The organism is Streptomyces sp. NPDC006326, from assembly GCF_040612915.1.
In the GTDB taxonomy this organism is placed as follows: Bacteria; Actinomycetota; Actinomycetes; order Streptomycetales; family Streptomycetaceae; genus Streptomyces.
This window is the reverse complement of record NZ_JBEXRC010000079.1, coordinates 1-19906: the sequence shown is the minus strand read 5'-3', so window position 1 is coordinate 19906 and position 19906 is coordinate 1. Positions and strand designations below refer to the sequence as shown.

General features: G+C 73.0%; 15 protein-coding genes and 1 pseudogene. 7 read left to right on the top strand and 9 right to left on the bottom strand.

The window, feature by feature from the left end; genetic code table 11:
- Positions 1-117: 117 nt before the first annotated feature.
- The 7 genes and pseudogenes from ABZ128_RS34130 to ABZ128_RS34100 all read right to left on the bottom strand — a co-directional run bounded on the left by ABZ128_RS34130 (position 118) and on the right by ABZ128_RS34100 (position 7246).
- Positions 118-429 (bottom strand): helix-turn-helix domain-containing protein, encoded by a 312-nt coding sequence (locus ABZ128_RS34130; RefSeq protein ID WP_356853607.1) that lies wholly within the window; start codon positions 427-429, stop codon positions 118-120.
- 133 nt (positions 430-562) lie between these two features.
- Positions 563-817: pseudogene (locus tag ABZ128_RS34125) on the bottom strand (type II toxin-antitoxin system RelE/ParE family toxin); the annotation flags it as partial.
- A 74-nt stretch (positions 818-891) separates the two neighbouring features.
- Positions 892-2202 (bottom strand): DUF58 domain-containing protein, encoded by a 1311-nt coding sequence (locus ABZ128_RS34120; RefSeq protein ID WP_356853606.1) that lies wholly within the window; start codon positions 2200-2202, stop codon positions 892-894.
- Entirely contained in the window at positions 2202-3164 is a 963-nt protein-coding gene (locus ABZ128_RS34115; RefSeq protein WP_356853604.1) for a MoxR family ATPase, read from the bottom strand. Before ABZ128_RS34115 ends, ABZ128_RS34120 begins: the two co-directional genes overlap by 1 nt.
- Positions 3161-4282, bottom strand: a complete 1122-nt coding sequence (locus tag ABZ128_RS34110) for a DUF4350 domain-containing protein (RefSeq protein ID WP_356853603.1) — start codon at positions 4280-4282, stop codon at positions 3161-3163. The genes ABZ128_RS34115 and ABZ128_RS34110 overlap by 4 nt, the downstream gene beginning before the upstream one ends.
- A 1025-nt stretch (positions 4283-5307) precedes the next feature.
- Positions 5308-5979, bottom strand: coding sequence for a DUF4129 domain-containing protein (locus ABZ128_RS34105; RefSeq protein WP_356853602.1), 672 nt, complete (start codon positions 5977-5979; stop codon positions 5308-5310).
- Between the two features lie 7 nt (positions 5980-5986).
- Entirely contained in the window at positions 5987-7246 is a 1260-nt protein-coding gene (locus tag ABZ128_RS34100) for a hypothetical protein (protein WP_356853601.1), read from the bottom strand.
- Positions 7247-7481: 235 nt separating this feature from the next.
- Here ABZ128_RS34100 and mtrA point away from each other — a divergent pair, with 235 nt between their 5' ends.
- The 6 genes from mtrA to ABZ128_RS34070 all read left to right on the top strand — a co-directional run bounded on the left by mtrA (position 7482) and on the right by ABZ128_RS34070 (position 14970).
- On the top strand, positions 7482-8171 hold the full coding sequence (gene mtrA / locus ABZ128_RS34095; RefSeq protein WP_189747360.1) for a two-component system response regulator MtrA: 690 nt from the start codon (positions 7482-7484) through the stop codon (positions 8169-8171).
- A 1-nt stretch (position 8172) separates the two neighbouring features.
- Positions 8173-10326 (top strand): MtrAB system histidine kinase MtrB, encoded by a 2154-nt coding sequence (gene mtrB / locus ABZ128_RS34090; RefSeq protein WP_356853600.1) that lies wholly within the window; start codon positions 8173-8175, stop codon positions 10324-10326.
- Positions 10316-12166, top strand: a complete 1851-nt coding sequence (locus ABZ128_RS34085; RefSeq protein ID WP_356853599.1) for an LpqB family beta-propeller domain-containing protein — start codon at positions 10316-10318, stop codon at positions 12164-12166. The genes mtrB and ABZ128_RS34085 overlap by 11 nt, the downstream gene beginning before the upstream one ends.
- 97 nt (positions 12167-12263) lie before the next feature.
- Positions 12264-12998 carry a ComF family protein gene (locus ABZ128_RS34080; RefSeq protein WP_356853598.1) on the top strand — a complete coding sequence of 245 codons (735 nt, stop codon included), beginning with the start codon at positions 12264-12266 and terminating at the stop codon, positions 12996-12998.
- A 363-nt stretch (positions 12999-13361) separates the two neighbouring features.
- On the top strand, positions 13362-14057 hold the full coding sequence (gene raiA / locus ABZ128_RS34075; RefSeq protein WP_356853596.1) for a ribosome-associated translation inhibitor RaiA: 696 nt from the start codon (positions 13362-13364) through the stop codon (positions 14055-14057).
- Positions 14058-14268: 211 nt separating this feature from the next.
- Positions 14269-14970, top strand: a complete 702-nt coding sequence (locus ABZ128_RS34070; RefSeq protein WP_030300047.1) for a response regulator transcription factor — start codon at positions 14269-14271, stop codon at positions 14968-14970.
- An 88-nt stretch (positions 14971-15058) separates the two neighbouring features.
- Here the strand turns inward: ABZ128_RS34070 and ABZ128_RS34065 are convergent, their stop codons facing one another.
- Both ABZ128_RS34065 and ABZ128_RS34060 read right to left on the bottom strand, forming a co-directional pair.
- Complete coding sequence (locus ABZ128_RS34065; RefSeq protein WP_356853594.1) at positions 15059-16234, bottom strand: crosslink repair DNA glycosylase YcaQ family protein; 1176 nt, start codon at positions 16232-16234, stop codon at positions 15059-15061.
- 9 nt (positions 16235-16243) lie between these two features.
- Positions 16244-16825 (bottom strand): GNAT family N-acetyltransferase, encoded by a 582-nt coding sequence (locus ABZ128_RS34060; RefSeq protein WP_356853593.1) that lies wholly within the window; start codon positions 16823-16825, stop codon positions 16244-16246.
- A 228-nt stretch (positions 16826-17053) separates the two neighbouring features.
- Here ABZ128_RS34060 and secA point away from each other — a divergent pair, with 228 nt between their 5' ends.
- A complete protein-coding gene (gene secA / locus ABZ128_RS34055) occupies positions 17054-19834 on the top strand; it encodes a preprotein translocase subunit SecA (protein ID WP_356853591.1) in 2781 nt (926 codons plus the stop codon).
- Positions 19835-19906 lie beyond the last annotated feature (72 nt).

Sequence of the window (19906 nt, the reverse complement as noted above, 5' to 3'; positions counted from 1 at the left end):
CCCTGTGGGAGAGTAGGACGCCGCCGAACAATCATTGCGGGAAGCCCCGCACCAGGTATCTGGTGCGGGGCTTTTCTGCGTTCACGGCCCGTTTCACCGACTGACTGGCGGCGCACGTTATGCAGCGTGGGCGGTGAAGCGGACGAAGGTGTCGTCTGCATCGATCGAGAGATCGAGCTTGGCGTCGAGCGCGCGGGCCAAGGCATGCAGAAGCGCCAGCTTGGGGGCTACTGCTCCGCCCTCGATCTGCTCGATGTCTGCCTCCGACAGCCCCGCCAGCTGGGCGACCTCGCTCGGGGAGAGATCGAGCGCCATGCGGCGGTCGTAGACTGCTTGCCCCAGCGCGATGGCGGCGCCGGCCTCGATGTACGCCGGGCTCGCACGATGGGCTTCCGGGACGTCCCACCGGGTGTGGTACCCCTTCGTCACTGCAGCTCCTCCAAAGCGCGGTGGTAGGTGTAGCGCGGTGGTAGGTGTCGTCGGCGGCTGGGTGCCCCGACTCGCATTCCTTCTGCTTCCAGAGCGCCCGTTGAACTTGCGACTCCTCCCGCATACGGGACTTACGGAAGACCGTCAGGAACACGATACGGCGGCCGGGGGCGAGCCAGTAGGTGATGCGCACAGCCGTGGTCTCAAGGATGAAACGTAACTCGCGGACCGGGCCGTCGAGGTGCCGGGAATAGGGCTCCCCGAGTGTGGTCGGGGACCCTGCGAGACGGTCCGCGTGACGTTCCACCGCTCGGTAATGAGCCACCGGAAGTGAGTCCAGCCAATCGCGAACCTCGGGTTCGATCTCGACGGTCCAACGTTGGGTCACGAGTGCAGACTATGGGCGGGCTGCCGCAGGGGACGCTGGAACGGGGGCGCGTCACTCTGTCAGGTGAAGGGTGTTCAGAGGCGGCCCGCGGCCTTCAGGGCCAGGTAGGCGTCGGCCAGGGACGGGGCCAGGGTGGCGGGGGTGGCGTCGACGACGTGGACGCCGTGGCGGGCCAACTGCTCCGCCGTGCGGCGGCGGGCCGCCTGGGACTGGGTGCCCGCGGCGGCCTCGTACACCGCCTCCGGTGTGCCGCGTGACTTCGTCATCTCCTCGACGTGCGGGTCGGCGACGGAGGCCAGCAGGACCGTGTGGCGCTGGGTGAGGCGGGGGAGGAGCGGGAGCAGGCCCTCTTCCAGGACGGCCGCGTCCAGGCTCGTCAGCAGGACCACCAGCGAGCGGCGCGGGGCGCTGCGCAGGATGGTGGAGACGAGGGTGCGGGCGTCGGTCTCGACGAGCTCCGGTTCCAGCGTGGCCATCGCGTTCACGAAGGCCGGCAGGATCTCCCCGGCCGAGCGGCCCTGGACCAGGGCGCGGGCCCGGCGGTCGTGGGCCAGCAGGTCGACGCGGTCTCCCGCGCGCGAGGCCAGCGCCGCGAGCAGCAGGGCCGCGTCCATGGCGGAGTCCAGACGGGGGGCGTCCGCGACGCGGCCCGCCGAGGTGCGGCCGGTGTCCAGGCAGATCAGGATGTGCCGGTCGCGTTCCGGACGCCAGGTGCGGACGGCCACCTTGTCCTGGCGGGCGGTGGCCCGCCAGTCGATGGAGCGGGTGTCGTCGCCGGGGACGTAGTCGCGCAGGCTGTCGAACTCGGTGCCCTCACCGCGCGTCAGGAGGCTGGTGCGGCCGTCCAGTTCGCGCAGTCGCGCCAGCCGCGAAGGCAGGTGCTTGCGGCTGGCGAACGGAGGCAGGACCCGGACCGTCCAGGGGACGGTGTGGGTGCCCTGGCGGGACAGCAGGCCGAGCGGCCCGTACGAACGGATCGTCACCCGGTCCGCCCGGCGGTCCCCGCGGCGGGTGGGCAGCAGGCGGGTGGTGACCCGGCGGCGTTCGCCCGGCGGGACCACCAGCCGGTGGCGGGAGGCCCCCGGCTCCGTGCCGGGCAGCCAGCTGCTCGGGGGCCAGGCGTCGCGGAGGTCGGCCCGGAGCGGGCGCTTGCCCGGGTTGGTGACGGTGAGGTGCACCTCCGCCGGTTCCCCGAGGCGGATGGAGGTGTCGCCGGAGCGGGCCAGGGCGAGCCGCCGTACCGGCGCGGCCAGGGCGTAGTCGACGGCGCAGGCCAGGGCCAGCGGGCCGTTGACCGCGAGCATCCCCGTCCAGCTCGGTTCGAGGATGCCGACGGGGATGCTGCCGAGGGCCGCCAGCAGGGCGGCGCGTCCGGTGAGGGCCATCAGCGGGGGACGGGTACGTGGGACAGGATGGCGGTGATGACGGCGTCGGCCGTGACGCCCTCCATCTCGGCCTCCGGGCGCAGTTGGACGCGGTGGCGCAGGGTGGGCAGGGCGAGGGCCTTGACGTCGTCGGGGGTGACGTAGTCGCGGCCGGTGAGCCAGGCCCAGGCGCGGGAGGTGGCCAGCAGGGCGGTCGCGCCGCGCGGGGAGACGCCGAGCGTGAGGGACGGCGATTCGCGGGTGGCCCGGCAGATGTCGACGACGTACCCGGCGATCTCGGGGGAGACGGACACCTTCGCGACGGCCTCGCGGGCGGCTTCGAGCTCGGCCGCGCCGGCGACGGGGCGTACGCCGGCGGCGTGGAGGTCGCGCGGGTCGAAGCCCGCGGCGTGCCGGGTGAGGACGCCGATCTCGTCCGCGCGGGACGGCAGGGGGACCGTCAGTTTCAGCAGGAAGCGGTCCAGTTGGGCCTCGGGGAGGGGGTACGTGCCCTCGTACTCGACCGGGTTCATGGTGGCGGCGACGAGGAAGGGCTCCGGCAGGCGGCGCGGGGTGCCGTCGACGGTGACCTGGCGTTCCTCCATTGCCTCCAGGAGGGACGACTGGGTCTTGGGCGGGGTCCGGTTGATCTCGTCCGCGAGGAGGAGGTTGGTGAAGACCGGGCCGTTCTGGAAGGAGAACTCGGCGGTGCGGGCGTCGTAGACGAGCGAGCCGGTGACATCGCTCGGCATCAGGTCCGGGGTGAACTGGACGCGCTTGGTGTCGAGTTCGAGGGAGGCGGCGAGGGCCCGTACGAGGAGGGTCTTGGCGACGCCGGGCACCCCTTCGAGGAGGACGTGGCCGCGGCACAGCAGGGCGACGACGAGACCGGTGACGGCCGAATCCTGGCCGACGACGGCCTTCCCGATCTCGGTGCGGATCGCTTCCAGGGAGGAGCGGGCGCTGTCCGTGGTGGCCGTCATGAGGTGCGGACCTCTCTTTCGAGGGCGTCGAGGTGGTCGGCGAGCGCGACCAGTGTCGCGTCGTCGGCGGGGGCGGGGCCGAAGAGGAGGGCGGCCGGGTCGGGTGCGGCGGCGCCGGTGAGGCGGGCGGATACGGCGGGGACCAGGGTGGCCGGGTCGTGGGCGCGGGCCGGCGGTACGCCGACCAGGGCGGCGAGGCGTTCGCGGGCGGCGGCCCGCAGGACGGTGGCTGCGCGGTCGCGGGCCGCGGCCTTGCGGTAGAGGCGGGCCCGGCCCTCGGTGGCCTCGGAGGCGCGGATGGCGACGGGCAGCTGCTCGGTGACGAGCGGGCCGAGGCGGCGGGCGCGCCAGAGCGCGGCGAGCGCGGCGGCGACGAAGAGCTGGAGCAGGGCCCAGCTCCAGCCGGCCGGGATCAGCTCCAGGAAGCCCTGCTGCGTGTCGGCCTCGGTGTCGGCGGTGTCCGTGAGGGAGGGCAGGTACCAGACGAGCTCGGAGCGGGAGCCGAGGAGCTGGAGGGCGAGGGAGGCGTTGCCCTCGTCGGCGAGGTTGCGGTTGAGCAGGATCTGCTCGGAGCCGAGGAGGACGGTGTCGCCGCCGGTGGTGGTGGAGGGCAGGACGAGGAGGGTGGGGCTGCCGCCGCTGGGGTAGCAGGCGGTTCCGGCGCCCACGGGGGCGTAGCGGAGGTCCCCGCCGGTGGCGGCGCGTCCGGCGGAGGTGGCCGCGGGCAGAGCGCAGGCGGGGTCGAGGACGTCCTCGTCGGCGTATCCCTTGGAGCGGGTGGCGGGGGCCAGGTCGGGGAGGCTGCGGGGGCCGGGGGCGAGGAGGACGGTACGGCCGCCGGAAAGGTCGATGGCGGAGCGGATGGCGCGCCGCTGGTCCTCCCCGAGCCGGTCGGGGTCGGTGACGAGCAGGGTCGTGCGGGGTCCGGCGGCCTCGGCGGCCTCGTCGGCGGTGGTGACCACGCGGGTGGCGACCCCGCGGGCCTTGAGCAGCTCGGCGACGGCCTGGCTGCCGGCGGGGTCGGCGGAGCGGGGGTCGAGGTGGCCGTGCCGGCTGTCGGAGCCGAGGGCGGCCAGAGTGACGGCGCCGACGAGCAGGATTCCGAGCCCGAGGAACACGCCACGCGCCCGCCGCCAGAGCCCTGCCGGGGTGAGTGCGGGGCGTGCGGTGGCGGTGGGCCGGACGGAGCCTGCAGTGGTGGTGGGCCCGGTGTCGGTTGCCGTCGTGGGGGCGGCCGGAACGCCCTCGGCGGCCGCTGGGTCGGCTGCCGGGGCACCCGTGCCGGGGGCTGCGTGAGCTGCGGCCGGGGGTGCGGGCCGGGCGCTGTGCGCGGCTACGGCCGGAGGCGTCGGCGCGTCGGCGGCCTTGGGCGGGGCCGTGGTGGGGGCTTCGCTTTCGGGGAGGGCGGGGTGGCCCGCAGCGGCGCCTTCGCCGGGGTGAGGGGTGTGCCGGGTGATGGCCGAAGGCCGTGCGTCGGCGAGGGGGGCGCCTGCGTCGGGGGCGGGGCTCGGTCCGGTTGCTGTCGTGACGGCGCCCGTACCGCCCTCGGCGGCCGCTCCGTCCCCTGCTGGGGCACCCGTACCCGTACCCGTACGAGGGGCCGCCTGAGCGGTGCCGGGGGGCGTGGGCGGGGCGTTGTCTGCGGCTCCGGCTGGAGGGGTCGGTGTGCTGGACCTGGGCTGCGTCGTGGCGGGGTGGCCCTCGGTGGTGGCTCCGGACGGTGCCGGGGCCCCCGCGGCGGTGTGGGGGGTGCCCGGGGGTGTGGGCCCGGCGCTGTCTGCGGGCCGTGCGTCGGCGAGGGGGGCGCCTGCTCCGGTGGCGGGCGTGGTTCCGGTTGCCGTCGCGGGAGCGCCCGTACCGCCCTGCGCGGCCGCTCCGCCCGGTGCGTGGGTACCTGTACCGGCGCCCGTGGCGGGGGACGTGTGAGGGGTGCCTGGGGGTTTGGGGCGGGCGCTTCCTGCGGTTTCGGCCGGAGGGGTCGGCGCGTCGGCTTCCCCTCCGGGGAGGGCGGGGTCGCCCTCGGCGGTCGGGGCGGTGGCGGCTGGGCGAGCGTCAGGGGTGGCAGCGTTCTGCGGGGCTTCGGCGGCCCGGGGGGTGGCTTCCGTAGGGCCTGTGGGGGTGGGGTCCGGGGACGGGGTGGGGGTCATGCCGTGGGTCCCGTCAGGAGGGGCTTCGTGTGCGGGAGGGCGAGGTCCAGGGTGCGCAGGCGGGTGTAGGTGTCGGCGTCGGCGGTGCGGCCGCCGTAGGTGACGTCGTCGAAGGTGCGGGCCGCCGCGCGCAGGTCCGCGGTGTGGGCGGGGAGGGAGCGCGCGGCTTCGGCGGCGGCCTCGTCGGCGGTGCGGCCCGGCCGGGGGTCGAGGAGGGCGCGCTCCTCCAGGGAGCGGACGATGGCGCGCATGCGTTCCTGGACGGCTTCGCTCCAGCGCCCGGCCGCGGCGTGGGCCTCGGCGGCGGTGCGGTGGTCCGCGGCGCTGCGCGGGGCGTCGTCGAACAGGGTGGCCGCGGCCTTGGCGGTCCGGCGGGGGGTGCCGAGCCGCCACCACAGGGCGGCCAGGGCCAGGACGGCCAGGGCGGCGACGGCGGTGAGGCCGAGCGCGCCGCCCGGGGTGGCGGCCGAGGCGTGGTCGAAGAGGTCGCCGACCCATTCCCAGAACCGGTTCAGGGCGCGCTGGAGCAGGCCCGGATCGTGCTCGTGGTACATCGGCTTCGACAGTTCGCGTTCGGCCGCCTCGCGGGCGCCGTCCCGCGGTGTGGTCACCGGCGGTTCCGCCGCCGGTGTGATCGCCCGGCTGATGAGGTCCCCCCAACCCTTCATCGGCGCATCAGTTCCCGGTCGGCGGCGCGGCCGCTTCCGTGCCGTAGTCCTCCAGGCCCGCCGCCCGGGCGAGCTCCAGGTCGAGGGCCTCGCGGCGGATGCGCTGGTCGACGTAGAGCAGGACGGTGACGCCCGACTGCATCGGCATGGTGATCACCAGGCCGATGATCCCGCCGATCGCGGCCGTGATCAGGTAGCCCCAGCTGTCGGGCGGGGCGGTGGTGCCGAGCATGCCGCTGACGCCGCCGCCGAAGAGGGCGAAGGCGATGGCGTTGAAGACGCCCCCGATCATGCCGGCGAGGAAGGAGGTGATCAGGCCCGTCAGGAGGGTGATGCCGAAGATCCGCCACCACGAGCCCCTGACCAGCCGGGCGGAGCGCGCGAACGCGGTGAGGATCGACGCCCGTTCCAGCATCAGGGCGGGCGAGGCCAGGCTGAACCGGATCCACAGCCAGGTGATCAGCACGAGCGCGGCGGGGACGCCGAGGACGATCAGGCCGACGCTCTGCATCAGGACGCCGGGGAGGATGAGGACGGCCCCGATGAGGATCGCTCCGAGCCCGGTCAGCAGGGTCAGGCCGAGCAGCTTCGGCAGCTGCGGGCGGGCCTCGCGCCAGGCGGCGGAGACGGTCGAGGGCCGTCCCAGGACTGCCCGGCTGAAGATCATCGTCAGCATCGAGGTGACCAGGAGTCCCGCGACGAGCTGGAGGAAGAGGGCGCCGCCGCCGAGCAGCAGCGTGCCGGCGAAGAGGTCGTTGATCTCGTCCATGGTGGGCTGGGCGCCCGGCTCGAAGGACTCCAGGTTGATCCGGGAGAGCAGGTTCTTCTGCAGGAGGACGTTGCCGACCTGTACGCACACGGCCACGACACCGGTGAGCGACAGGACCGACCGCCAGTGGGTGCGGATCGCGGCGACCGCGCCGTCGAGGATCTCGCCCACGCCCAGCGGGCGCAGCGGGATCACGCCGGGCTTGGCCGCCGGGGGCTTGCCCCACTGGCCGCCCCACTGGCCGGGGCCGCCCGAGCGGGCGTAGCCGTGGCCGTACTGGCCGGCGCCGGGCTGTGCCGGCTGGGGCTGCTGCTGCGGCGGGGCCTGGGGCAGGCCGGGGCTCGACCAGTCGCCGGGCGGCGGCTGCTGCGCGGACCACTTCTGGCCGCCCGCGGCGGGTGGCGCCGTGCCGTCGCCGCTCTGCCCGTCGGGTGCGCCCGGCCGCTCGCCGTCGGACGGGGAGGATCCGGGCGTAGCCCAGCCCGGAGAGTCGTTCATCGTCGCTCCTTCGCGTGCACCTGTGGGGCGGGGGCGCTGGTCGGCTGCCATCGTGCCACGTGGGAACGTTGAAGGGACGGGCCGTCCCCCCTGTATCCCCGGTCGTCCGTGCCTTCAATTGTCGCCCGGATCCGGGGCACACTGGTCGGTCTGGTCCCCACCCAGGTCCGAGGGTCGATTTCCAGCCTTTTTGGCTGTGGGACAGCTCACCGCCAGGTAACGATTGGCTAATGGGATGATGTCAACCATGAAGGGACGCGTCCTTGTCGTCGACGACGACACCGCGCTGGCCGAGATGCTCGGCATTGTGCTGCGTGGAGAAGGTTTTGAGCCGTCGTTCGTAGCGGACGGCGACAAGGCACTGGCTGCCTTCCGGGAGGCGAAGCCGGACCTGGTGCTGCTCGACCTCATGCTGCCCGGACGGGACGGCATAGAGGTGTGCAGGCTGATCCGTGCCGAATCCGGGGTGCCGATCGTGATGCTCACCGCCAAGAGCGACACGGTCGACGTCGTGGTGGGCCTGGAGTCCGGTGCCGACGACTACATCGTCAAGCCGTTCAAGCCGAAGGAGCTGGTGGCCCGGATCAGAGCCCGCCTGCGCCGGTCGGAGGAGCCCGCGCCCGAGCAGCTGGCCATCGGTGACCTGGTCATCGACGTGGCCGGGCACTCGGTCAAGCGGGACGGCGCTTCCATCGCGCTGACCCCGCTGGAGTTCGACCTGCTGGTCGCCCTCGCCCGCAAGCCCTGGCAGGTGTTCACCCGCGAGGTGCTGCTGGAGCAGGTGTGGGGCTACCGGCACGCGGCGGACACCCGCCTGGTCAACGTGCACGTGCAGCGGCTGCGCTCCAAGGTCGAGAAGGACCCGGAGCGCCCCGAGATCGTCGTGACGGTGCGCGGTGTCGGCTACAAGGCCGGACCCAGCTGACGTGCAGCCCGGCAAGCCCCGGAGCGGCTCCCGCCGGGGGGTCCTGCGGGGCGGCCGGCTGCTCCAGGACGGAGCGCCCGGCGGCCCCGTGCTGCGGCTGTTCGTACGCCTCGTACAGCGGCCGCTGCTTCCGGCTGTCCGGCTGTGGCGGCGCAACATCCAGCTGCGGGTGGTCGCCGCCACGCTGCTGATGTCGCTGGCGGTGGTCCTCGCCCTCGGTTTCGTGGTGATCGCGCAGGTCAGCAAGGGGCTGCTGGACGCCAAGGAGGAGGCCGCGCAGAGCCAGGCCGCGGGCGGTTTCGCCGTGGCGCAGGAGAAGGCCAACACGCCGTCCACCGTCGACGGGCCCGACGCCACCGACAACAAGGTGGGCCGGGACGCCAGTACCTGGATGAACTCGCTGGTCAAACAGCTCGCCAGTGGCGGGCAGACCGCCTTCGAGGTGGTCGCGCTCGGTGCCGGTACGGGGAGCGGGAGCGACGCGCAGCCGCCGGGCGGATCCGCCGTCTCGGGCGTCAAGGGAGCCCGCGCTTCCGGCAACGTCGACCCGACCGCGAGCGTCCCGCCCGCCCTGCGGCGGTCCGTCAACCACGCGACCGGCACCTTCAAGACGTTTTCCCAGATCCGCTACACCGCCGGGGCGGGGGCCAAGGCGCCCGGGCCCGCGCTGGTCGTGGGCAAGCGGCTCACCGACATCAACGGCGACCCGTACGACCTGTACTACCTCTTCCCGCTGACGCAGGAGGAAGAGTCCCTCAACCTGGTCAAGAGCACCATCGCGACCGCGGGCCTGTTCGTCGTGGTGCTGCTCAGCGCGATCGCGTGGCTGGTCGTACGCCAGATCGTCACCCCCGTGCGCATGGCCGCCGGGATCGCCGAGCGGCTTTCGGCGGGGCGGCTGCAGGAGCGGATGAAGGTCACCGGCGAGGACGACATCGCCCGGCTCGGCGAGGCGTTCAACAAGATGGCGCAGAACCTCCAGAACAAGATCCAGCAGTTGGAGGACCTGTCCCGGATGCAGCGCCGGTTCGTCTCCGACGTCTCGCACGAGCTGCGGACGCCGCTGACGACGGTCCGGATGGCCGCCGATGTCATCCACGACGCCCGGGTGGACTTCGACCCGATCACGGCGCGGTCCGCGGAGCTGCTGGCCGGGCAGCTCGACCGCTTCGAGTCGCTGCTCGCGGACCTGCTGGAGATCAGCCGGTTCGATGCGGGGGCCGCGGCCCTGGAGGCGGAGCCGATCGACCTGCGGGACGTCGTACGCCGGGTCATCGACGGCGCCGAGCCGCTCGCGGAGCACAAGGGCACCCGCATCCGGGTGCTCGGCGACACCCAGCCCGTCATAGCCGAGGCCGACGCCCGGCGCGTGGAGCGGGTCCTGCGCAACCTCGTCGTCAACGCCGTGGAGCACGGCGAGGGGCGCGATGTGGTGGTCCGGCTCGCCTCCGCGGGCGGGGCCGTCGCGGTGGCCGTACGGGACTACGGCGTCGGGCTCAAGCCGGGCGAGGCCACCCGCGTGTTCAACCGCTTCTGGCGGGCCGACCCCGCGCGGGCGCGCACGACCGGCGGGACGGGGCTCGGCCTGTCCATCGCCGTCGAGGACGCCCGGCTGCACGGCGGCTGGCTCCAGGCCTGGGGAGAGCCGGGCGGCGGCTCGCAGTTCCGGCTGACCCTGCCGCGCACGGCGGACGAGCCGCTGCGGGGCTCCCCGATCCCGCTGGAGCCGGAGGACTCGCGGGCCAACCGGGCCAGGGCGGCGGCCGAGGCGGCCGGTGCCGGGGCGGTCCCGCAGGTGCCTGCGCGGGACGCGGGGCGGCCCGAGCGCTCGCCGATACCGCCGCGCTCGGCGGTCGCCGGGGCCGTTCCGGTGCCGGCGGACCCGACGGCGCTGCCCGGCAACGGGGCCCGGGTGGTGGCCCGCCCGGCCAACGGGACGGCCAACGGGACGGCCGACCGCCCGGCCAACGGCGCAGCCGACAGGACGGCGGACCGGGCCGCCGGGACCCCGCAGGACGCGGCGGCTCCGGCGCAGGACCCGGCGCCGCGTACGAAGGACACCGCGTCCGGCGCGCAGGGCGGGACCGTCCGCACGCCGGACCGCACGGCCGCCGGCCGGCCGGCAGCACAGGAGGATGGCGCAGGTGGACGCTGAGCCCGCACGGGTATCCAGGGACGGCGGCGTCCGCCGGCGGCGGGCGGGCCGCGCCTGCGCGTTCGGGGCGGCCGCGCTGGTCCTCGCCGGCTGCGCCTCCATGCCCGACCACGGGGAGATCCGCGAGGTACGGGCCTCGCAGGGGGTCGACTCGCAGGTCCGGGTCTTCGGCGTGCCGCCGGCCGAGAAGGCCAGCGCCCAGGACATCGTCGACGGCTTCCTGGAGGCCATGACCAGCGACGACCCGCAGCTGCAGACCGCGCGCAAGTACCTCACGCAGGAGGCGGCGAAGAACTGGAAGCCCGGCTCGGCCGTCACCGTGCTCTCCGCCGGCCTCGACCGGGTCTCCGTCCAGGGCGAGAAGGACTCCTCCGACCCCCGCTTCAAGGTCAGCGGCACCAAGCTCGCGACGGTCGACGAGCGCAGCGCGTACCAGCCGGAGACCTCGGGCGGGCGGTACGAGGAGTTCCTCACGCTGGTCAAGGAGAACAAGGAGTGGCGGATCGCCACCCCGCCCAGCAGCCTCGTGCTCGGCGAGTCCGACTTCCAGCGCATCTACATGCCCGTCAACAAGTACTACTTCGCGGGCGGCACGCTCGTCGCCGACCCCGTGTACGTACGCCAGCGCAGTGACCCCGACTCGCGGATGGACCCGACCACGCAGACCGTCCAGTCGCTGTTCGCCGGGCCGTCCAAGTGGCTGGCCCCCGTGGTCACTTCGAGCTTCCCCGCCGGTACGGAGCTGCGCGAGGGCACCAAGACCCTTTCGTACGACGGCCAGAACACGCTGCGGGTGCCGCTGAACGACAAGGCCGACAACGTCGCGCAGCCGCAGTGCCAGAAGATGGCCACCCAACTGCTCTTCACCGTCCAGGACCTGACGGCCTCCCAGCTGTCGCGGGTCGAGCTGCTGCGCTCGGACCGGTCCTCGCTGTGCTCGGTGACGAACGCGGCGGCGTCGGCTCTCGCGCACCGGATCCCGAGCCCCGGCTTCCAGTACTACGTCGACGGCGACAGCCGGCTCGTGCGGATGAAGCTCGACGTGACCAGCGAGGACCAGCAGTACAAGCCCGATCTGGTGCCCGGCCCGCTGGCCGCGACCGCCGCCTTCAAGGTCGGCTCGGCGGCCGTCTCGTACGACGAGAAGCGCGCGGCCGTGGTCTCCGAGGACGGGCACGGGCTCTACCTGGTCAACACGACCACCGCCGGCACGATGCCGCAGCCGCTGCTGACCAGCAAGGGCGGCAAGCCGAACGGGCTCGGGGCGCCGAGCTGGGACGCGGCGGGCGATCTGTGGGTCGCCGACCAGGACCCGCAGAACGCGGCGCTGTACCGGGTGCCGGGCGGCACCGGGAGCCCGCAGAAGGTCGAGGTCCCGGGGCTCGACGGCGGGCGGATCACCGCGCTGAAGGCGGCGCCCGACGGGGTGCGGATCGCGCTGCTCGTGCAGAACCAGAACCGCAACCGGCTCTTCGTCGGGCGGATCGAACGGTCCGAGGGCAAGACGGACGCGGCGGCGCCGGTGGCCGTGCGCGAGCTGCGTCCGGCGGCCCCGCAGATGGCGAGCGTGACGGCGCTGAGCTGGGCGCCGCGGGGCCGGCTGCTGGTGGTGGGCCGGGAGAGCGGCGGGGTCGTGCAGGCCCGGTACATGCTGGCGGACGGCTCCATGGTCGCGGCGGGTCTGCCGGGGGCGACCGGGCTGGTCGCGGTCACGGCGACCGAGGACGAGAAGAAGCCCGTGGTCGCGTGCTCGGACGAGGACGGGATCGTGTGGCTGCCGCCGGGGGCGCAGTGGCGCACGGTGGCGGCGGGCGGCCGGGCGCCGGTCTACCCCGGCTGACGTCCCCGGCTGACGTCCCCGGGCTGCGGGCCGGGCTGCGTCCGCGCGGTTGTCCACAGGGGTGGCGGGCGGGCAACGGCCCCGGCACAGTGGCTGCATGCGGGTGTGGTGGCAGGAGCTGGCCGGGCTGGTGCTGCCGATGGACTGCGCGGGGTGCGGGGCCGCGCGGGCGGTGCTGTGCCCGCGCTGCGCTGAGGCGCTGAGCGGCGCGGCGGCCGGGCCCGTACGGCCCTCGCCCGCGCCGCGGGGGCTGCCGCCGGTGCATGCCGCCGCCGCGTACGAGGGTGCCGTACGGGCGGTCGTACTGGCGCACAAGGAACGCGGTGCGCTGCCGCTGGCCGGGCCGCTGGGCGCCGCGCTGGCGGCGGCGGTGTGCTCGGGCGGGCCCGGCCGGGAGCTGGTGCTCGTCCCGGTGCCCTCGGCGCGGGCGCAGGTCCGCGCGCGCGGGCACGATCCGGCGCGCCGGATCGCCCTGGCGGCGGCGAGGCGGCTGCGGCGGGCCGGTTGCGCGGCGCGCGTGGCGTCCGTACTGCGCCAGCGGCGGCCGGTGGCGGACCAGGCGGCCCTGGGGGCGCGGGAGCGGCGGGAGAACCTGGCGGGCGCGCTGGCGGTGGTGCCGGGAGGGGCGTCGGCGGTGGCTCCGGGAGGGGCGCGGCCGGGGGCGGCGCGGATCGTGCTGGTGGACGACCTGATCACCACGGGAGCCACGCTGGCGGAGGCGGCCCGGGCGGTGCGTGCCGCGGGGCTCGGACCGGTGGCGGGGGCGGCCGTGGTGGCGGCGCCGGCCGGGTCCTTCGTACGGATCCGGTCGAAGATCCGTCCAGGGCGGTGATCGGGTGAATAGTTTCGGAACTGCAGGGGAAGCTGCATCGTTGCAGCCGGTAAGAGGGAATGGCCACCTGAACGGAGGTACGTGCCGGTAGCGGGTGCCGACAACCGCCATCGAGAGATATGTTCGGTTGTAAGGAAACGGCGAGCCTTGGGCGCCATGCATCGGACCGTGCGTTTCGGCGTTTCCGAAACTTCGTGTCAGAGGCTGTCTCTCGACTCCGAAGTCGGTGGGGTGTAGATCTTGCCGATGGGGGAGGAGGAGGTGAAAGTCGCCAAGTCCGAGGCTCCGGTGTTCACCGGAGCCTGGTGCGAAAGGGAGACGCTTCGCCCCAGGAGGCGGAGCTATCCGGGAACGGAGTTCTGCGTGGACATCGTCGTCAAGGGCCGCAAGACCGAAGTGCCCGAGCGGTTCCGCAAGCACGTGGCCGAAAAGCTCAACGTGGACAAGATCCAGAAGTATGACGGCAAAGTCATCAGCATGGACGTCGAGGTGTCCAAGGAGCACAACCCGCGCCAGGCCGACCGTTCCGACCGTGTGGAGATCACCCTGCGCTCGCGCGGCCCGGTGATCCGTGCCGAGGCCGCTGCCGCCGACCCGTACGCCGCGCTGGACCTCGCACACGAGAAGCTTGAGGCCCGGCTGCGCAGGCAGCACGACAAGCGCCACAGCCGCCGCGGCAGCGGACGGCTCTCGGCGGCCGAGGTCGCCGACGCCGTGCCGGACGCCGCGTCGCTGAACGGCAACGGCCAGCTGGTCCCGGAGGGCAAGGAGGACGCGATCCCGACCACGCGGATCGGATCGCTGGAAGTGCAGGGCGAAGGCCCGCTCATCGTCCGCGAGAAGACCCACTCGGCCGCCCCCATGTCGCTCGACCAGGCCCTCTACGAAATGGAACTGGTCGGCCACGACTTCTATCTGTTCGTCGACTCCGAGACCAAGATGCCGAGCGTCGTCTACCGGCGCCACGGCTACGACTACGGCGTGATCCACCTCAACGCCGACCAGGCCTCCAGCTCCGCCGAGCCCGGTGCGGGCGCGGGCGGCGCGCTCGGCGGCTGACGCCGCGCGCCCGGCCGGGCCGGGCGGTGCGAGGGTGTGGTGCCCCCGGGATGTTCGGTCTTCCCGGGGGCACCCTTACGACGTGTATACGCCAGGTGGTCGCCGACGACCCCGCGCGCGGTGGCGCAGGCATGGAATCATGGCGGGCAGTCAACCGGCCGACGACCTCGTCCGGTTGGCCCAGAGCTCGGCACATGCAGGGGGAGGAACGATGGCGGACAGCTTCGGACCGGTGCGCGGCGATGAGGGCGGCGAGCCGATCCGGGTGCTCGTCGTCGACGACCACGCCCTGTTCCGGCGCGGGCTGGAGATCGTCCTCGCGCAGGAGGAGGACATCCAGGTCGTCGGCGAGGCGGGTGACGGCGCGGAGGCGGTGGACAAGGCGGCGGACCTGCTGCCGGACATCGTGCTGATGGACGTGCGGATGCCCCGGCGCGGCGGGATCGAGGCGTGCACCTCGATCAAGGAGGTCGCCCCCTCCGCGAAGATCATCATGCTGACGATCAGCGACGAGGAGGCGGACCTCTACGACGCGATCAAGGCGGGTGCGACCGGGTACCTCCTGAAGGAGATCTCCACCGACGAGGTGGCGACGGCGATCCGCGCGGTGGCGGACGGCCAGTCGCAGATCAGCCCGTCGATGGCGTCGAAACTGCTGACGGAGTTCAAGTCGATGATCCAGCGGACGGACGAGCGGCGGCTCGTGCCGGCGCCCCGGCTCACGGACCGGGAACTGGAAGTCCTGAAGCTGGTGGCGACCGGGATGAACAACCGGGACATCGCCAAGGAGTTGTTCATCTCGGAGAACACCGTGAAGAACCACGTGCGCAACATCCTGGAGAAGCTGCAGCTGCATTCCAGGATGGAGGCCGTGGTGTACGCGATGCGGGAGAAGATCCTCGAAATCCGCTGACCGGCTCGCGCTCCCCGCCCCCTCCCGCCCCCATCCGAGCCCGCGGGCCCTCGCTCTCGTGCCACGGGAGCGCGGCCCGGAGCGCCGCCTAGAGCGCGGCCAGTTCCGCCGTGACGGCCTCGGCCTCGGCGGGGGTGGCGGTGCGGTCGATGCGGACGGTGTCGCAGCCGACCCATTCCGCCGCCTCGCGCAGGGCCTCGGCCATCGGGCGGGCGGCCTTCAGGCCGGTCAGGGAGAGCTGGCGGGCCACCAGGGTGCGGCCCTCGCGGGCCGGGTCGACGCGGCCCTGGAGCCGGCCGCCCGCGAGCAGCGGCATCGCGAAGTAGCCGTGTATCCGCCGGGGCTTGGGGACGTACGCCTCCAGGCGGTGGGTGAAATCGAAGACGCGCTCCGTGCGGGCGCGGTCCCAGACCAGGGAGTCGAACGGGGAGAGCAGGGTCGTGCGGTGCCGACCCCGCGGGACCGTGGCCAGCGCGGCCGGGTCCGCCCAGGCGGGCCTGCCCCAGCCCTCGACCTCCACCGGCACCAGCCCCGAGTCGGCGATCACGGCGTCGACCTGCTCGCCCTTGAGGCGGTGGTAGTCCGCGAGGTCGGCGCGGGTGCCGACGCCGAGGGACCGGCCGGCCAGCGCCACCAGGCGCCTCAGGCACTCGCGGTCGTCCATGTCGTCATGGAGCAGGGCATCCGGAACCGCCCGCTCCGGCAGGTCGTACACCCGCTTCCAGCCGCGCCGCTGCGTGCAGACCACCTCGCCGGTGTCCAGCAGCCACTCCACGGCGATCTTGGTCTCGGACCATTCGAACCACTCGCCGCCGTTCTTGGCGCCGCCCAGCCCGGTCGAGGTGAGCGGCCCGTCGGACCGCAGCCGGTCCAGCACCGCCTTCGTCGAGCGCTCCTTGTCCTGCAGGACGTGCCAGCGGTGGCCGCGGGCCCGGCGCGCCCGCCGCCGGAAGGCGAAGTGCGGCCACTCCTCGATGGGCAGGATGCAGGCCGCGTGCGACCAGTACTCGAAGGCGTGCCGGTCGGACCAGTACGCCGACTCGACCGCCGCCCGGCCCACCGCGCCGAGGCGCGCGTACGGGACCAGCTCGTGGGAGCGGGCCAGTACGGAGATCGTGTCCAGCTGCACCGCGCCCAGGTGGCGCAGCACGCCCCGGACCCCGCCGCGCCGGTCGGGCGCCCCCAGGAAGCCCTGGGCGCGCAGGGCGATGCGGCGGGCCTCGTCGGCGGACAGGGACAGGGTCGGCGGCGGTGCGGTCGTCATGACCGCACCCTAGATCCCCCCACTGACAGCGGGCAGGTACGGGAGCGCGGAGGGCAGGCCGAGGTCCGAGGGGAGCAGGCCGCCTATCCAGCAGTCCCGCACCGTGCCGCTCTTCTCCAGGCCGGCGCGCAGGACGCCCTCCATGCGGAAGCCGGCCTTCTCGGCGACGGCGCGCGAACCGGCGTTGCCGGCCTCGGCGCGCCACTCCAGCCGTGCGGCGCCCACCTCGGTGAAGACCCAGCGGGCCACGGCCAGGACGGCCTCGGTCATGTAGCCGCGGCCCCGGTGCTCCTTGGCCGTCCAGTAGCCGATCTCGTAACTGCCCGGCCCGCGGACGTGGACGCCGACGGCCGCGACCAGCGGTCCGTCCCCGGCCGGCCGGACGGCGAAGCTGTAGGCGGTGTCCTCGCGCCAGCCGTTCGGGACCATCTCGCCGACGAAGCTGCGGGCGTCCTCGCGGGTGTAGGGGGAGGGGACCATCGTCCAGCGCTGGATGTCCGGGTCCTGCACGGCCGCGTACACCTCGTCCTCGTCCGCCGGGGTGAACGGCCGCAGCCGCAGACGCTCGGTGCTCAGTGTGAGGGGTTCCATGAACGGATTCTGGTGGCTGTCCGGGGGACACCGCGAACAGTTTTCGGTTACACCGGCACCTTCCGGGCGCCGCACACGTTCTCATTCCGGGTGCCCGCGCCCTGCGGATGCGGCGGACCTCCCGACGCGACCGCGTCCTCGCTTACGATGGCCGTTGCGGTGGGGCCCACCCTCCGTGCCCGCGTACGAACCAGTGCCCAGGCCCGACCGGCAAGGAGACAAACCTCGGTGTCCGTCTTCAACAAGCTCATGCGTGCAGGCGAAGGCAAGATCCTGCGCAAACTGCACCGCATCGCGGACCAGGTCAACTCCATCGAAGAGGACTTCGTCAACCTCTCCGACGCCGAGTTGCGGGCGCTCACGGACGAGTACAAGCAGCGCTACCAGGACGGCGAGAGCCTGGACGACCTGCTGCCGGAGGCCTTCGCGACCGTCCGCGAGGCCGCCAAGCGCGTCCTCGGCCAGCGCCACTACGACGTCCAGATCATGGGCGGCGCGGCGCTGCACCTCGGCTACGTCGCCGAGATGAAGACCGGTGAGGGCAAGACCCTCGTCGGCACGCTGCCCGCGTACCTGAACGCCCTGTCCGGCAAGGGCGTCCACCTGATCACGGTGAACGACTACCTCGCCGAGCGCGACTCCGAGCTGATGGGCCGGGTGCACAAGTTCCTCGGCCTGGAGGTCGGCTGCATCCTGGCGAACATGTCGCCGGCGCAGCGCCGCGAGCAGTACAACTGCGACATCACGTACGGCACGAACAACGAGTTCGGCTTCGACTACCTGCGCGACAACATGGCGTGGTCGAAGGACGAGCTGGTGCAGCGCGGCCACAACTTCGCCGTGGTCGACGAGGTCGACTCCATCCTCGTCGACGAGGCCCGTACGCCGCTGATCATCTCCGGTCCGGCCGACCAGGCGACCAAGTGGTACGCCGACTTCGCCAAGCTGGTCACCCGCCTGACCAAGGGCGAGGCCGGCCAGCCGCTGAAGGGCATCGAGGAGACCGGCGACTACGAGGTCGACGAGAAGAAGCGCACCGTCGGCATCCACGAGGCCGGTGTCGCCAAGGTCGAGGACTGGCTCGGCATCGAGAACCTCTACGAGTCGGTGAACACCCCCCTCGTCGGCTACCTGAACAACGCCATCAAGGCGAAGGAACTGTTCAAGCGCGACAAGGACTACGTCGTCATCGACGGCGAGGTCATGATCGTCGACGAGCACACCGGCCGTATCCTCGCCGGCCGCCGCTACAACGAGGGCATGCACCAGGCGATCGAGGCGAAGGAAGGGGTGGAGATCAAGGACGAGAACCAGACGCTCGCCACGATCACCCTCCAGAACTTCTTCCGCCTCTACACCAAGCTGTCCGGCATGACCGGTACGGCCATGACCGAGGCCGCCGAGTTCCACCAGATCTACAAGCTCGGCGTCGTCCCGATCCCGACCAACCGGGACATGATCCGCAAGGACCAGCCGGACCTGATCTACCGGACCGAGGTCGCAAAGTTCGCCGCCGTCGTCGACGACATCGCGGAGAAGCACGAGAAGGGCCAGCCGATCCTCGTCGGCACGACGTCGGTCGAGAAGTCCGAGTACCTCTCCCAGCAGCTCTCCAAGCGGGGCATCCCGCACGAGGTGCTGAACGCCAAGCACCACGAGCGCGAGGCCTCGATCGTCGCCCAGGCCGGCCGCCGCGGCGCCGTCACCGTCGCCACCAACATGGCCGGCCGCGGTACCGACATCAAGCTCGGCGGCAACCCGGACGACCTCGCCGAGGCCGAGCTGCGCCAGCAGGGCCTCGACCCGGAGGAGCACATCGAGGAGTGGGCGCACGCGCTGCCCGCCGCGCTCCAGCGCGCCGAGGCGGCCGTGAAGGCCGAGTTCGAAGAGGTCAAGGCGCTCGGCGGGCTGTACGTGCTGGGCACCGAGCGGCACGAGTCGCGCCGTATCGACAACCAGCTGCGCGGCCGCTCCGGCCGTCAGGGCGACCCGGGCGAGTCCCGGTTCTACCTGTCGCTCGGCGACGACCTGATGCGGCTGTTCAAGGCGCAGATGGTCGAGCGCGTCATGTCGATGGCGAACGTGCCGGACGACGTGCCGATCGAGAACAAGATGGTGACGCGCGCGATCGCGTCGGCCCAGTCGCAGGTCGAGACCCAGAACTTCGAGACCCGCAAGAACGTCCTGAAGTACGACGAGGTCCTCAACAGCCAGCGCGAGGTCATCTACGGCGAGCGCCGCCGCGTCCTGGAGGGCGAGGACCTGCACGAGCAGGTGCGCTTCTTCATGGACGACACGATCGACGCCTACATCGCGGCCGAGACGGTCGAGGGCTTCGCCGAGGAGTGGGACCTGGACCGGCTGTGGGGTGCCTTCAAGCAGCTCTACCCGATCAAGGTCACGGTGGAGGAGCTGGAGGAGGCCGCGGGCGACCGCGCGGGGATCACCGCCGAGTTCATCGCGGAGTCCGTCAAGGACGACATCCACGAGCAGTACGAGGCGCGCGAGAAGGCCCTCGGCTCCGACATCATGCGCGAGCTGGAGCGGCGCGTGGTGCTGTCGGTCCTGGACCGCAAGTGGCGCGAGCACCTGTACGAGATGGACTACCTCCAGGAGGGCATCGGCCTGCGGGCGATGGCCCAGAAGGACCCGCTGGTCGAGTACCAGCGCGAGGGCTTCGACATGTTCAACGCCATGATGGAGGGCATCAAGGAGGAGTCCGTCGGCTACCTGTTCAACCTGGAGGTCCAGGTCGAGCAGCAGGTCGAGGAGGTCCCGGTGCAGGACGTCGAGCCCGCGGTGGCCGCGGCCGCGCGGCCGGAGATCCGGGCCAAGGGCCTGGACGCCCCGCAGCGTCCGGACCGCCTGCACTTCTCCGCCCCGACGGTGGACGGCGAGGGCGGCGTGGTCGAGGGCGACTTCGAGGCCGACGAGGCCGAGGCGGGGATGACGCGGGCCGAGCGCCGCAAGGCCCAGAAGGCCGCCGGCGGCCGTCGCCGCAAGAAGTGACCGCTGCCCCGTAAGGGCACCCCCGCCGGGGCCGGCCCCCCCCCCCGAGAAAGGCCCCCGCGCCGGGGCGCC